This is a genomic window from Nodosilinea nodulosa PCC 7104, assembly GCF_000309385.1.
Classification (GTDB): Bacteria; Cyanobacteriota; Cyanobacteriia; order Phormidesmidales; family Phormidesmidaceae; genus Nodosilinea; species Nodosilinea nodulosa.
In genome coordinates, this window is record NZ_JH976537.1 from 4,525,790 (window position 1) to 4,539,816 (window position 14,027).

13 protein-coding genes and 1 pseudogene are annotated in these 14,027 nt (G+C 59.6%); 6 read left to right on the forward strand and 8 right to left on the reverse strand.

Annotation, left to right across the window (positions count from 1 at the left end; all coding sequences use genetic code 11):
- Nucleotides 1-227: 227 nt before the first annotated feature.
- A pseudogene (locus LEPTO7104_RS34745) lies at nucleotides 228-1,387 on the forward strand (ISH3 family transposase).
- Between the two features lie 9 nt (nucleotides 1,388-1,396).
- On the opposite strand, the gene LEPTO7104_RS0121045 reads toward LEPTO7104_RS34745, so the two are convergent.
- Nucleotides 1,397-2,485, reverse strand: coding sequence for a saccharopine dehydrogenase family protein (locus tag LEPTO7104_RS0121045; protein ID WP_017300571.1), 1,089 nt, complete (start codon nucleotides 2,483-2,485; stop codon nucleotides 1,397-1,399).
- 162 nt (nucleotides 2,486-2,647) lie between these two features.
- Here LEPTO7104_RS0121045 and LEPTO7104_RS0121050 point away from each other — a divergent pair, with 162 nt between their 5' ends.
- Entirely contained in the window at nucleotides 2,648-3,520 is an 873-nt protein-coding gene (locus LEPTO7104_RS0121050) for an MBL fold metallo-hydrolase (protein ID WP_017300572.1), read from the forward strand.
- Between the two features lie 174 nt (nucleotides 3,521-3,694).
- Here LEPTO7104_RS0121050 and LEPTO7104_RS0121055 read toward each other — a convergent pair whose 3' ends face one another.
- The 5 genes from LEPTO7104_RS0121055 to LEPTO7104_RS0121075 form a co-directional block, all read right to left on the reverse strand.
- Nucleotides 3,695-4,837, reverse strand: coding sequence for a hypothetical protein (locus LEPTO7104_RS0121055; protein WP_017300573.1), 1,143 nt, complete (start codon nucleotides 4,835-4,837; stop codon nucleotides 3,695-3,697).
- 216 nt (nucleotides 4,838-5,053) lie between these two features.
- Complete coding sequence (locus LEPTO7104_RS0121060) at nucleotides 5,054-5,734, reverse strand: cupin domain-containing protein (protein WP_017300574.1); 681 nt, start codon at nucleotides 5,732-5,734, stop codon at nucleotides 5,054-5,056.
- Nucleotides 5,735-5,946: 212 nt separating this feature from the next.
- On the reverse strand, nucleotides 5,947-6,921 hold the full coding sequence (locus tag LEPTO7104_RS0121065) for a pyridoxamine 5'-phosphate oxidase family protein (RefSeq protein ID WP_017300575.1): 975 nt from the start codon (nucleotides 6,919-6,921) through the stop codon (nucleotides 5,947-5,949).
- A gap of 75 nt (nucleotides 6,922-6,996) precedes the next feature.
- The gene (locus LEPTO7104_RS0121070; protein WP_017300576.1) at nucleotides 6,997-7,398 is read right to left on the reverse strand and encodes a VOC family protein; all 402 of its coding nucleotides are present in this window, start codon (nucleotides 7,396-7,398) and stop codon (nucleotides 6,997-6,999) included.
- A gap of 175 nt (nucleotides 7,399-7,573) precedes the next feature.
- On the reverse strand, nucleotides 7,574-8,560 hold the full coding sequence (locus LEPTO7104_RS0121075; protein WP_017300577.1) for an NAD(P)/FAD-dependent oxidoreductase: 987 nt from the start codon (nucleotides 8,558-8,560) through the stop codon (nucleotides 7,574-7,576).
- A 118-nt stretch (nucleotides 8,561-8,678) separates the two neighbouring features.
- Between LEPTO7104_RS0121075 and LEPTO7104_RS0121080 the strand changes: the two genes are divergently transcribed.
- The gene (locus LEPTO7104_RS0121080; RefSeq protein ID WP_017300578.1) at nucleotides 8,679-9,236 is read left to right on the forward strand and encodes a TetR/AcrR family transcriptional regulator; all 558 of its coding nucleotides are present in this window, start codon (nucleotides 8,679-8,681) and stop codon (nucleotides 9,234-9,236) included.
- Here the strand turns inward: LEPTO7104_RS0121080 and LEPTO7104_RS0121085 are convergent.
- Together LEPTO7104_RS0121085 and glgP are read right to left on the reverse strand one after the other, a co-directional pair.
- Nucleotides 9,233-9,664: an OsmC family protein gene (locus LEPTO7104_RS0121085; protein WP_017300579.1), complete on the reverse strand. Its 432-nt coding sequence runs from the start codon at nucleotides 9,662-9,664 to the stop codon at nucleotides 9,233-9,235. The two genes, LEPTO7104_RS0121080 and LEPTO7104_RS0121085, sit on opposite strands and share 4 nt — an antisense overlap.
- A 149-nt stretch (nucleotides 9,665-9,813) precedes the next feature.
- Nucleotides 9,814-12,435 carry an alpha-glucan family phosphorylase gene (gene glgP, locus LEPTO7104_RS0121090; protein WP_017300580.1) on the reverse strand — a complete coding sequence of 874 codons (2,622 nt, stop codon included), beginning with the start codon at nucleotides 12,433-12,435 and terminating at the stop codon, nucleotides 9,814-9,816.
- A 239-nt stretch (nucleotides 12,436-12,674) separates the two neighbouring features.
- Here glgP and LEPTO7104_RS40315 point away from each other — a divergent pair, with 239 nt between their 5' ends.
- The 3 genes from LEPTO7104_RS40315 to LEPTO7104_RS0121105 all read left to right on the forward strand — a co-directional run bounded on the left by LEPTO7104_RS40315 (nucleotide 12,675) and on the right by LEPTO7104_RS0121105 (nucleotide 13,918).
- Nucleotides 12,675-12,812, forward strand: coding sequence for a hypothetical protein (locus tag LEPTO7104_RS40315; RefSeq protein WP_155523722.1), 138 nt, complete (start codon nucleotides 12,675-12,677; stop codon nucleotides 12,810-12,812).
- A 218-nt stretch (nucleotides 12,813-13,030) separates the two neighbouring features.
- Nucleotides 13,031-13,333 carry a hypothetical protein gene (locus LEPTO7104_RS0121100; protein ID WP_017300582.1) on the forward strand — a complete coding sequence of 101 codons (303 nt, stop codon included), beginning with the start codon at nucleotides 13,031-13,033 and terminating at the stop codon, nucleotides 13,331-13,333.
- A gap of 255 nt (nucleotides 13,334-13,588) precedes the next feature.
- Nucleotides 13,589-13,918: an RNA recognition motif domain-containing protein gene (locus LEPTO7104_RS0121105; RefSeq protein ID WP_017300583.1), complete on the forward strand. Its 330-nt coding sequence runs from the start codon at nucleotides 13,589-13,591 to the stop codon at nucleotides 13,916-13,918.
- The last annotated feature ends 109 nt before the right edge of the window (nucleotides 13,919-14,027 follow it).

The following is a 14,027-nucleotide window of genomic DNA, read 5'->3' on the forward strand; positions in this document are numbered from 1 at the left end:
GCCGAGAGTTGCAAGGGGTAAAGGGCAGTTCCGCAAACGGCACAAGCCTCCGCTGCGCCTTATCTTCACAATTTCTCAGCTGGAAACGAAATGGCAGTGCATCATTAGCCGTCTGGTGCTGACCGACTTACGGCCTAAAGATGCTCAGTAGATCACAAAGAATCGAGACAGGGGCTGAATCTGTAGAAAAGGGGTAGGGTCAGGCAAGAAGAATTGGACGAAAAGCCATGACAACCTGCCCCCCTTCAGTATCCCCTACGCCAGCGTTGACGGACGAGGTGACCTTGAGTGCTGCCCTGAGTGCTTGAAAGCTCATCTGCCGGTGCCCATGCAAGGGGAGTGCCAGCCGGAGACCCTCTACGAAGTGTTGCTGTGGGCGGCGAGCCATCACGACAGCGTTGAGCATGCGGCCCAACAGCTCACTGGAGTGCCCACGGTCAATGATCTCCGCTACCACTTGGACAAATTTGAGGATAGGACGACAGTCGAGCAACAGGTGAATGCGGCCCTGCAAAGCCATCTCCCCTCGGGCATCGTCAATCATCGCCATCGCTTAGCCATCGACCTGCATCTCTTGCCCTATTACGGTCAGCCGAGTGAGGCAGAAGCCCCCTATATCTATCGCTCTCAAGCCAAAGCAGGCACCACATCCTTTTTTGCCTACGCCACGGTGTACGTAATTCGTGCCCATCGGCGGGTGACGCTGGCTATCCATGCGGTGCGGCGGGGCGAGACGGCTGTGGCGATTATCACTCGCCTACTTGACGCGATGAACCCCTTAGCCGTTAAGGTGGAACGGCTCTATCTCGACCGGGGATTCTATAGTGTGCCGGTGATTCGCTGGTTGATGGCGTTGAAGTTGCCGTTCATCATGCCCGCCATCATCCGGGGCAAAACGGGCGGCACCCGGGCGCTTTGCCGAGGACGACGCAGTTATCTGACCGACTACACCCTCAGCAGCACCGCCCATGGTTCAGTGACCTGCCCCATGGTGGTGGTCTGCCGTTACCGCAACGGGGCTCAAGGGAAGCACGGCATCCAATACCTGCTCTACGTGGTCTATCGGGCCAAGGTGGCGTGGTCGCAGGTGCATCGTCATTACCGCGACCGCTTCGGCATTGAGACCAGCTACCGCATCAAAAATCAGGCCCGCATCCGCTCGACCACCAAGAATCCGGTGCTGCGCCTGCTCTACGTTGCCCTAGCCTTTATTCTGGTTAACCTCTGGGTGTACCTCCTGTGGCAGGCCGTCAGTGCGACCCGACGAGGCAGCAGACGGGTCTTTCAAGAGTGTTTTCCGCTCAAAACCATGCTCTCTTTCATCCGCCAAGTCATTGAGCGACGTTTCCCCCTCGCCCGGGCTGTATATCTACCTATGCCCACATGAGTTTTCGATCTACTGATGCTGAATTGCCAAATGTCGCTGCTGCAACATGCTCAAAAATTGGGGCGTTGTCAGGGCCTGCTCCACCGGCCACACCCCCGGCTGGTGAAGCTGACCCGACAATAACAGCTGGGCCACGCTGCCCGCACCCGCACCCGCCGCACGGGCGGTGTCTGGACAAACAAACGTGCTGGTTGCCGTGGTGGGGGAACCCCGGTGCTGCCCCTGCACATCGACCCGCATGGCAATGCCGATGCCGCTAACGCGATCGCTCACCTGGGTCATGCGATAGCTGATCTGGGCCAGGGACTCGATAGTTTTGGGCTGTCGCAGCCAGCCCTTGGGCACGGCGTGGGCCATCAGCCAGGTGAGGTGGTTGTAAATGTCGGGCAGCGATCCAAATTTAGTTATTACCGTCTGCACCGGAAATGAGCGGGGCAGCGTCATGGCCTCAACGGTGTTGAACCAGTACACGGCGCAGTCGCCGTAGGGGGCCGGGAAGGTGACTCGCTGCCGCTGGCTGTAGGGCGCGATCGCCTGCCAATGGCCCTCCACCCAGGCCGTGATCGGGTGCTGCAACTCCAGAAACGTCGTGCGCAGGACGGTTATTCCGGCCCCGCCCGAGCCCGCTACCACATAGCTGATATGAATCGCCTCGGGCTGCTCCAGCGCCTCTACCCCCTGGCGAGCCATGCTGTTGGAAATACCGGGGAAAACGCCCGTGCTGACGATCGCCGTTACCCCCGCCGCCGCCGCCTGCTGGCTGAGGGCCAGCGCCCGCTCCACGTAGGGCGGGTTGTCGGCCACATCGAGGTAGTTGACGCCCAAATCGAGGCAGGTTTGCAGCACCTGGCTGTCGCGATAGCTAAAGGGGCCAGCGGTGTGAATTACCAGATCGCAGGGCGCGATCGCCCGGCGCAGGCCATCGCCGTCGGCCACATCCAAAGCCAGGTAGCGCTGCCGGGGATGGGTCAGGTTGACCTCATCCGCCGACCGCCGACCAGCCAGGGTTAAAGTGGCGTCGGTATGGGCGAGCAAATCTTGGGCAACGCTGCTGCCAATGCGGCCCAACCCTCCCAAAAGCAAGACGTGCTGAGTCATGGAGAGGCTCCTGCGCTACAGTTTGCAGACTTCCAGAACACTGGGGAAGACAATCGTTATCACCTCTGCGGCATGGCCCTATTTCTAAAATAAGGTTATTGAGCAACACCCCACGATCGCCCCTCCCCAGCGATAGACTCAAAGCATCGATAGGTAACGACCATGGCACACCTCACCGCCCGCCGATCGCAAAACGTAGACGGCGACATCTACGTCGATAGCTCCTGCATTGACTGCGACACCTGCCGCTGGATGGCTCCCGATATCTTCACCCGAGACGGTGACCAGTCTGCGGTCTTTCACCAGCCCAAAACAGAGGCCGAACGCCTAGCCGCGCTCCAGGCCGTGCTCGCCTGCCCCACCGCCTCCATTGGCACCGTGGAGCCGCCCAAAGATATGAAAGCGGCCCAGGCCAGTTTCCCCATTCCCATCACCGAAAACGTCTACCACTGCGGCTACCACTCGGAAAAGTCCTACGGGGCAGCTAGCTACTTCATTCAGCGGCCCGAGGGCAATCTGCTGGTCGACTCGCCCCGCTTCGCCGCTCCCCTAGTCAAGCAGCTCGAAGCGCTGGGCGGCGTGCGCTACATGTACCTCACCCACCGGGATGATGTGGCCGACCACCAGCAGTTTCGCGACCATTTTGGCTGCGAGCGCATTCTCCACACCGACGACGTTACCACCGACACCGCCTCGGTAGAAATTCAGCTCCAGGGCACCGATCCGATCGCGTTTGCCCCCGATCTCACCATTATTCCGGTGCCGGGGCACAGCAAAGGGCACACGGTGCTGCTCTACGACAATCGCGTTTTGTTCACGGGCGATCACCTGGCCTGGTCGGTGCGGCTGCACCAGCTCTACGCCTTTCGACGCTACTGCTGGTATTCCTGGCCCGAACAGGTTAAATCGATGGAAAAGCTCGCTGGCTACGACTTCGAGTGGGTGCTGCCTGGCCACGGTCGCCGCCACCACGCCGACAAAGCTGCCATGGCCCAGCAGATGCAAAAGTGCGTTGACTGGATGAAAACCCAGTAGGGGCGTGCGATCGCGCCCAGGCAAAATCTCTAGCGGTTTTGAGGTCAGCGGCGAACAGGGCATTGATTGCTTAAAAAGCATTGTTCAACATTATTTGGCTGAGGAAAATGGCGACCTTCCCCACGCCAAATGCCTCTATGCCTAAATTTGTTCGTCTCTGCCCTGCCGCTCGAGTTAGTTCATCGCCATTTCTGAATCGGCAGTCGCTTGCTGTTTTCCAAAGGCCAAAAACCCAATCGTCGTGAGCAACGAACCCTCCGGATAGTCGCGCTTGGCCATCACAAAGACGAAGGCGACATAGCCAATCACAAAAACGAGATAAATAGAAACTACCAGGGGTGAAAGCAATCCCGCCGCCATAATGCAAAAAACAATTGCCGATCGCAGGGCAATTTCCCAAATGCTGCCAAAGCACCAGATGCGATCTTTCTCCTGCACCAGCAGCGTTCCGGATCGGGAAAACATCAGCAGATGCCCCACCACACAGAGAAACTGAGTGGAAAGAGCCAGCGCCGCCAGGCTATCGGGATGCACCAATCCATTGATGCACTGGGCCAGGGGACCAAACATAAACAACAGATTGGCAACCCAGCCCGCCAGACCCTGCCAACCGCGCCTGAGCCAAGCATCCAGCCATTCGCTCTGCTCTAGGACTTTGCGCCGCCAGCGGTTGCGCTCTGCAAAAAAATCAGGAAAAGACTCAGCCTGGCGGCGAATAAACCCCAGAACGAGAAAGCTTGCCAGCAGCCCAAACCCGATGCCGCTGGGCCAGAGGGGTAGCTCCGGCCAAAAAGCGTCGCGGATCTGCAAAACGATGAAGACCGGCAGGGCAACTAAACCGACAATGCGCAGGCCATTCTGCCAGGTTGGCCAAATTCGCTCAGTCCAGATTTTCGTTTCGCTCAGGCCAAAGTTCAGCGCATTGAAAACCAGGCCGATGGCTAAAGCCATTACAAAAGGAATAAAGAATAGGCCAGGTACTAAACCCACCGAGTAGAGCTGGGTCAAAACGACGGCTGAGGTCAGCATGCCGACGGCCTGAATCACAGAACCCCACAGCTCGTTTTCGCCCACCAAAAAATTCATCAGCAGCAGGTTGCCCAACATACCGGAGGCGTATCCCAGGGCGGGAATGACAACCAGCATCGCGATCGCCTTCGGGTCGTCGCTAGCAATCAGCTCCATGTTGCGGAGGATCTGCGGCACCTGGAGGGGCAAAAATATCAGGATCGATGCTCCCACCAGTAGTTGATTCCAGCGATTCCAGTCGTTGGCTTGAAATATCATGACGGAGCTAGCCTGCTTGCTTTGGGTCATGCTTACTGCACTTTAACTTTTGCAAACAAATGTGTTTTAGGAATCAGACTAAAGGCAGTTTTAGAGACATAGATTTTTGCCTGCGCGCTAACCCCCAGGCTGGGCTGACGCCAGGAACGGCACCGGCCTTTCCGGCCTGATGGATACCAACCAGGGCCAAGGCAAAGGCCAAAAAGCTGAGGCTTGCTACAGGCGCGCTAAAAAGCTGTTGTATAGCTATCCAGCATTGCTGGGCACCTTGGCCTCGACCAAATGCCCGGTCTTGACGTAGATTGTGCAGCCCTCGCGGCTAAAGGGGGTGTGGCGGCTGCCGTGGGGGCTGCGCAGCCAGGTGCCCATTGGGTAATCGCCGTACTCGTCAGAAAACACGCCCTCCAGCACAAAAATCTCTTCGCCGCCCCAGTGGGTGTGGGGCTGAAACTGGGTGCCCGGTGCCCATTTCACCAGGGCAACATTCTCGGTGCCGTAGGTGTGCAGAGGCATGACCCGCAGGCCATCCACCAGGCCGGGGGACCAGGGGGATGCGGTGGTATCGACCACCACCTGGGTTTGGTCGTCGGGGTGCATCTGCCAGAGTTTGACCAAAATAGTGCAGCCCTCGCGGCTGGAAGGTGTGTGGGTCGACCCTACCGGGTTGCGCACGTAGGTGCCCGCCGGGTAGTCGCCGTGCTCGTCTGAAAAGACGCCTTCGAGCACGAAAAATTCTTCGCCGCCGCCGTGGGTGTGGGGCGAAAAGGCGCTGCCGGGGGCGTAGCGAACCAGAGAGGTGGCGCGGGCGACTTCTTCACCATCGCGATCGAGCATGCGGCGCTGAACGCCGGGCATGGGGGAGTCGAGCCAGGGCAGATCGGGGGTGGCGAGGACGATGCGCTGGGTGAGGTCGGCGTGGAGTTTCATGGGTGGAGGGGGGGAGGGGTGATGGGGAAGGTGAGGGGATGGGGATGATGAGGGGATGGGGAAGGTGAGGGGATGGGGATGATGAGGGGATGGGGAAGGTGAGGGGATGGGGATGATGAGGGGATGGGGAGGGTAGGGGAATGGAGAGGTGGGAGAGGTAGGAGAGGTGGGAGAGGTAGGAGAGGTGGGAGAGGGGGGTGATGTCACATCTATTATTCAGGGTTTTGCCAGGGGCCGGTGGTTTCTAAGAAAGGTGAGACCTCTGGGGTCGACCAGGTGAGGGGCAGGCTGCTTTCTACGCGCAGACCCTGGGTCATGTGGAAGCGCAGCAGGCGCTCTGCTCCGGCGTAGGCGGCAGTTTTGGGATCGCTGTCCCAGATCACTTCGGCGATGCCGGTGAGGTAGAGCATATGGCCGGTTGCGAAGTCGATAAACGTTAGCCCGGCGCGGGGGTTGAGTTCAATATTGCCGAAGGTGTTGAAGTGGCAGTTGCCCGCAAAGTCGGGCACAGTCAGAGTATTGCCCTCAACCTGGACAAATCCTGGGTTGCCGCCCCGGTGGGAAACATCGACGCCCTTGGCGGCACCGGCAGACTCGGCCAGGTAGGCGGTGGCGATAAAGAAGGTATCGGCGGCGGCGATCGCTTCTCGTTCCGCATCCCCCAGCGCAGTGAGGGCATGTATCGGCCTGGCCTCAGCCGGGTCAAACTCGCGCAGGTCAAACCGCCTCGATTGGATGTATTTGGGGCAGTTGCCAAAGGTTTGCCCCACCTGCACATCGAACCCGCCGGAATGAATTGCTTTTACGACGCCGTTTACTCGATTGCGGCGGCGGGTGTGCAGCTCGATACCGAGAAAGCCGAGGTTAGCCCCAGCAATAAGGGTATCGTTGAGCGGGTCGCCAAACAGGGGCCGGGCAGAAATGGCCAGCGTGCGATCGTCGAGTGAGGCGACAAACCCCGGTTCACCCACCAAGATCGAGGCCCAGGGGTTGCCCTCGCCATCCACGCTGCCAACCATCAGATAAGACAGCTGGGCATAGAACTGCTGATGCTGCTCCGGCAAAAAATCGCGAATCATCCGGCGCCCCAGGGTGTCCATGCGCTCAACGCCGCCCAGTTTGCCCTGAATGGCGCGTTCGCCTGCATGGAAGGGCGATTCAGGTCGTTGCCAACCGGGAATAGCCATAGCTGTTGTTGCTCCTAGAGTGCGATCGCAATTAATGGCAGGGGGTTAAATTTCAAAAGATCAGTGAACAGGCCTTTAGCCGCCCAGGGCAATCAGCTCCATGCGAATGCCGCCGGGAATGTAGAACATCATGTGGTGGGTGGTGCCGCCGCCCAGGGATTCGGGGGCAAACTCGATCTGCACACCCTCGGTGGTGGCTAGCTTTTGGTGGAGGGCATTCAGGGTTTCTAAGCCGTCTACCTTGAGGGCAAAGTGATGCAGGCCGAGGTTGCTTTTGCGATCGAACGCGGTGGCGTTGGCGGGGTCAACCGCCTGCCAGAGGGTGATTAGCGTGGTGCCATCGGACACAAAACAGGCGGGATAGTCAGGCTTTTCGGCCACCTGCTTGAATTCCAGCACATCCACGAAAAAATCGCGAGCGGCATTCAGGTCGGGAACAGTCAGCCCGATATGGTGGGCGCCTTGGGTGATAGCCATGGGAGGTCTCCGGTTGTGGGGATAGTGGGAAGGTGGGGAAGGTGAGGAGATGGGGAGGGTGAGGAGATGGAGAGGGTGAGGGAGGTGAGAGAGGTGGAGAAGATGTAGATGTTTAGGACATTAAAAAGGTTGCCCTCATCCCCTCATCCCCTCATCCCCTCATCCCCTCATCCCCCTACGCGGCGATCGCCCCAGGTCTGCGCGTCCCCTCTACCCGGCGAATGTCGCGCCAGATTTGGGTGGCGGCCTGGGCTCCGTCGGCGGCGGCGATCGCGACCTGGTTCATGCCCACCTTCAGATCGCCTACGGCGAAGATGCGAGGGTGGGAGGTGCGGTTCATGGCGTCGGTGACCAGGTTGCCGCCGCTGTAGTCCAGCTCAAGGCCTTTGAGGTAGTCGGCGTGGTACTTGGAACCCATGGAAACCAGGCCGGTATCCAGCTCGACAACGGTACCGTCGGCTAGCTCAACTCCAGACATGACGTGATTTTCGCCGAGGAACTGTTTGATCGGCTGCTCGATTAGGGTATAGCTAGCGGCGGTGATGCGATCGCGAAATTCCTCACCCACCTCAAAGCCGCCGTTGGTAAACAGCGTGATGTGGGGCGTAAACCAGCCCAGGGGAAAAGCCACCTCCAGGCTGCCGGGGCTGCTGCCAAACACCCCGGCCCGCCGGTCGCGCATTTCGTAGCCGTCACAGATCAGACATACGTGCAGGTTGTAGCCAGCGTAGTCGAACACGTTTTGCATGTCGGCCAGCTGGGGCAGGTGGTCGATAATGCCGCTGGCGGCGATCAGGTAGCGGCTGCGAAACACCCGGTAGGTGGGGTTTTTGCGGCCAATGCGAACGCGCACCGCAAAGGTGTCGCCCTCGTCGACCACGGCTTCTACATAGCCGTTGAGGTAGTCGCCATCGAGATCTAAATAGTGGGTTTTGCCCTGTTTCAGCACCTCGCGGCCGGGAGTATCTGGCGGTAAACCCAGGTAGTTGTGCAGCTCCTGCATCCAGAAGGAGCGGGCCTTGCCCTTGTCGATCATCAGCGTCGAGAGCAAGTAGCGCTGGAGATAAATACCGGCGGAAAGTCCGGCGGTCCCACCGCCCACGACAAGGACATCGTAAATATGGTCAGCCCGCTGATCGAGCATGGCTTTGGTGAGTTGCATAGACACCTCCTAGAGGTGGAAAGGCAATAACTGAGTACCGAACGATCGGTACAAATTCACTGTACTGAACGTTCGGTATAATGTCAACAGGATTGGAAAAAATTGGAGTCAGATTCTGATGGCGAAGCAAACCCCGGCTAAACAGTCCTATGTGCCGCCCCTGCTTGACCTGTTTCGGCAGTACGGCTACGACGGGGTCAGCCTGTCAAAAATTTCTGAGGCCACGGGCCTGGGCAAAGCCAGTCTCTACCACCACTTCCCCGGCGGCAAGGACGATATGGTGGAGACGGTGCTCGCCGCCCTCGACCAGTGGTTGCAAGACACGGCGGTGGATGCCCTGGCGGTTGAGGGGGATGCCCTGACCCGGCTGGGGCGCATGGGCGATCGCATTCAATCTGCCTACAGCCACGGCGAAAAGCCCTGTATGCTAGCGGCGCTGATGCTGGGTTCTGCCAAGGACGACTTTCAGCCCCAGGTGCAGCGGATGTTGCAGCGGTGGATGGGGGCGATCGCCGCCGTTCTCGTCGCCAGCGGCATGGATGAGACCCTGGCCCAGGAGCGCAGCGAAGACGCCTTGATCGCCATTCAGGGCGCGCTGATTATGGCGCGGGCACTGGACGATCCGGCCGTATTTGAGCGCACCATGCAGCGATTGCCGGAGCAGCTTTGCGGTTAGCCTTCCCCCGTTCCATGGTCATCTGGGTGGGTTAGCACCGTGTGAATGTTGGCCCCGGCGCTGATCAGGCGGTGGACCGGGCAGCGATCGCCGATCTCCCGCAGGCGATTGCGCTGCTCGTCGGTCAGATCGCCCACCAGGGTCACGTAGGCCTTAATCTCCGACTGCCCCTCTGTAGTGGGGCGATCGGCGGGGTGGCTATCGACGGCCACAAAGACATTTTCCAACGGCCACTTTTTGCGCTCGGCGTACATTTTAATCGTGATCGCTTTGCAGCTGCCCAGGGCCGCTAGCAGCAGCTCGGTGGGGGTTGGCCCCCGGTCATCGCCGCCCACCGAAGCGGGTTCATCGACGGCGAGCTGGAACTGGCGCAGAGCCACGTCTTGGCCGTAGCGCGATCCATTCGACGAAACCTGTACGGAGGCCATAGCCAATTTCTCCTTGGTAAAGCACCCGGGTTTCTCAGGCTGGGGCAGAGGCTGTGAACTATGCCCAGCAGAAACCCGGTTTCAGCCCCTGTATCCAGCGTACTGAGCCGCCGGGGCGTCAGTCTCAGCCCGGCGACCTGGGAACCGGCCTAAATTGGTGCCGTCACCCCAGTCACCACGTTGACGGCGGCTGGGTCGGCCCAGAGCACCAGTTTGGGGTCGTAGGGGCTGTTGAGGTATTGATGGGTGGGCAAAATCCGCAGCGATAGGCCCTGCAAGCCGCTGGCGGTGTACTCCATCTCCAGGGCGTAGAAGCTTCTGCCGCTGTCATCTTGGCCCTGGTAGGCCATGGTCGTCGCGGCCCCCGAGTGAATTTCGCCATCCACCGAAACTGTGCCCTGGTAAAGCTCGACCAGCACGTCGTCGGGGGTGAGGGCACCGAGCCGGATGGCGGCGGTGACCTTAAAGGGTTGGTTTACCTGGAGATCAGCGGTGTCGGAAATGGCGACTTCCTCGAAGCGCACCTCGTACCAGTGGTCGGTAATGCGGGTTTGCCAGGCGGCCAGCTCTTTGCCGGGGCCGTAGTGGCCCGTAGAGAGAGCATGGGCGCGATCGCTGGCGGCAAAATATCCCTGGCTGGCGTAGTCTTTGACCATGCGGGCGGTGTTGAACTGGGGCGTATTGAGGTAGATGGCCTGCTTCATTTTGGCCACCCAGCCGCGGGGAATTTCGTCTTTGTCGCGATCGTAGAACAGCGGCACCACCTCTTTTTCCAGAATGTCGTAGAGGGCGTTGGCCTCCACGTCGTCCTGGTAGTCGGGGTCGTCGTAGTCTTCGCCGTGGCCGATGGGCCAGCCGGTGCGAATGTAGTCGGCCTCATCCCACCAGCCGTCGAGCACGCTGAGGTTGGGTAGGCCGTTCATGGCCGCCTTCATGCCGCTGGTGCCGCTGGCCTCGCGGGGGCGACGCGGGGTGTTGAGCCACACGTCGCAGCCCGACACCATATCGCGGGCCACGTGGATGTCGTAGTTGGGCACAAACACGATAGACCCGCTCAGCCCTTCGTCGCGGGTAAAGTGAATGATGCTGCGAATCAGCTCTTTGCCGGGAATGTCTTTGGGGTGGGCCTTGCCGGCGATCACAAACTGCACCCGGAGCCCTGGGCCATTGACGTCCCCCTGGCCGTTGATAATCTTGCGAATGCGCTCCAGGTCGTATAAGAACAGGGTGGCCCGTTTGTAGGTGGCAAAGCGGCGGGCAAAGCCAATGGTGAGCACAAACGGGTCGAGGCATTCCTGGGCTGCGCTCAGCTCGCGGGCCGAGCCGCCGCGATCGACCAGGCTCTTGGCCAGGCGATCGCGCACGGTCACCACCAGGTGCGATCGGCACTGCTCATGGTTGCGCCACAGCTCGTCGTCGGGGATGGCCTGCACCCGCTTCCACAGCGCTGCGCCGGGGCTAGCCGAAGCCCAGTTGGGGCCAAGGTAGCGATCGTAGAGGGCCTGGGTCGAGCGGGCCACGCAGCTGCGGGCGTGCACCCCGTTGGTGATGGCGCAGATGGGCACCTCGCTCTCGGGCAGCCCGGTCCACAGATCGCCAAACATAGCGCGGGAAACCTCGGCGTGCAGCTGGCTGACGCCGTTGATAAACGTCGCCGTCTTAATCGCCAGCACCGCCATGCTAAAAGGGGCCGAAAAGTCCCCCGTATCGGTGCGGCCCAGGGCCAAAAACTCCGCATCCCCCAGGCCAAACCGCTCGCGGTAGTGGCCCAGGTAGTGCAGCACCTTGTCGGGCGGAAACAGGTCAATTCCGGCGGGGACCGGGGTGTGGGTCGTAAACATCTGGCTGGCCTGGGCCACTTGCAGGGCTTCGGTAAAGCTCAGCCCCTCTTCCTCCATCAGCACCCGCATCCGCTCCAGGGCCATAAAGGCGGAGTGGCCCTCGTTCATGTGGTACGCGGTAGGGGCCAGCCCCAGGGCCTTGAGCATGCGAATGCCGCCAATGCCCAGCATCACCTCCTGGTGAATGCGCATGTCGATGTCGCCGCCGTAGAGGCGATCGCAGATGTCCTGGTCGTACTGGTTATTGGGCTCAATGTTGGTGTCGAGCAGGTACAGGGGCACCGTGCCCACCTGCACCCGCCAGATCCGCGCGTAGACCACCCGACCGGGGTACTCCACTTCGATGCGCAGCTCGTTCCCCGCGCCGTCGCGCTCCAGGTGCAGGGGCATATTGTAAAAGTCGTTGATGGGGTAGCGCTCCTGCTGCCAGCCGTCGGCGTTGAGGTACTGGGCAAAGTAGCCCTCCTGATAGAGCAGCCCTACCGCCACCAGGGGCAACCCCAGGTCGCTGGCCGACTTGAGGTGATCGCCAGCCAGCACTCCCAGACCGCCCGAGTACACCGGCATGCAGGTGGTGAGGCCAAACTCCATTGAAAAGTAGGCGTAGCACTCGCCGGGTACAGCGGCCTTGCGGTGCTTTTTGTACCAGGTGCGATCGCGCAGATAGTCCTCCAGCCGCTGGGCCGCCCGATCCATCTGGGCCAGAAACCCTTCATCTTCAGCAATCTCATTCAGCCGCGCCTGGCTAATGGTCCCCAGCATCAGCACCGGGTTGTAGCGGCTCGACTCCCACAGATCCGCGTCCAGCCGCCGAAACAGGTCTACCATCTCCACATCCCAGTCCCAGTGGAGGTTGTAGGCCAGGGTGCGCAGTGCCTCTAGCCGCTGGGGCAGGGCAGGCGTAACGTTAAACGTGCGAATGGGGCGCATAGGGAAAGAGCAACAATAACAGCAATTTCGCGGTTTTAGCTAGAGTCATTCTGCCTTCTATCCACCCCCGAGCTATGGCTTTTAATACTCTCTTCGCCCCCACAAGCCGTTATGTAACCAAATGAGGGATTCTCTCTACCTCTAAGTAATGAGATCACTACCTAAGGGCATAGCTTAGAGCGATCGCTTCAGGGAATAATAGACGGGTAAGGAGAAAAAACGCCGTAGAGGACATGACCATGACGCAGGACAGAAATACCCAGGGGCGCGGAGCCACCCTAAACAAAGCGGTTCGCCCCGATGTGGAGTTTGATCAGTGGGCCAGTGCCGTGCGACAGCAGATGGTCGCCGCCCTCAAGCGCCGGGGCAACAGCTAAGCCGCTCAGGCAAACGATTGGGTTAAGACGGTTCAGGGTTGCCATAAACCCTGAACCAGAACATCAAAGTTTCTTCATTATTCAGCCCCTCCCATAGGCCTATCCAAGCCGCTGGTCCCAGCCGGCTATGGGTAGGCCAATAGTCTTGGTAGACTACAGGTGCACCAGCGCTTCAATGCCCCTGTACCCCACCCCGCCAATCCTGTGGCGCCAGCCCCGTGGCCACGAAAAAACCGACCGGCAAAAGCGGCAAACCCAGCGAAAGCCCCCTCTCTACTCCCGCCAGCTCTGGTCGGGGGTTTAAGGTGCAGGTCTTTTACCTGGCCGCCAGCAGCAGCAACAGCCCCAAGGCCCCGATCAAAGACGCCCTGTGGTTTGCCACCTACCCCATTATTCCGCGCATTGGCGACTGCGTTTTTAGAGATGGCGTGTACTACCGAGTAGAGCGCGTATTCTTGTACGAAAACCTGGCGGCCGGATGGTGCGCCGATGTCGAAGTTTCGTTCTATGGCAGACGTTAGGGAAGCGTGGATAACCCCTCCCGATTCAGTGTTACAAAACTTATGAAAAGCCCCGAGGGCAAAGGCTACAGAGGCCGCAGGCGCAGTGTTACAGAAGCATTAATCTTCAGAAGCCTTATGCTAAAGTAAGCGGGTAACATGTTTTGCTTTCGGTAGGCTGGTTAATCACAGTCTGATCTCAGTTTTCGGGTAATCGGTGTGTACCACTCCGAATCGAACTTGTCTACAATTACATGTCTAAATTGGAGTTGTGCCATGTCGATTTATGTAGGAAACCTCGCCTACAATGCTACGGAAGGAGACATCACCGAAGTCTTCTCCGAGTACGGAGCCGTTAGCCGAGTAACGGTACCCACCGATCGCGAAACTGGCCGTCCTCGCGGCTTTGCCTTCGTTGAAATGGAAAAGGAAGCCGACGAAGACGCCGCCATTGAAGCCCTCGACGGGGCCGAGTGGATGGGGCGCGAGCTGCGGGTTAACAAAGCTCGTCCCAAGGAAAAGCGGCCCGGCGGCGGTGGCTCCCGCGGCAACTTCGGCGGCGGCGGCGGCAGAGATGGCGGCAACCGAGAATTTTCTCGCTGGTAAATCGTCCACAACAACTGAATTAAATCGCAGTGGCAGAGGATGATTATTCTTCTGCCGCTTTGTTATAGGTCAGCTGCGGAGGCAGCGGTTGTGCTGGCAATAGCGCTTT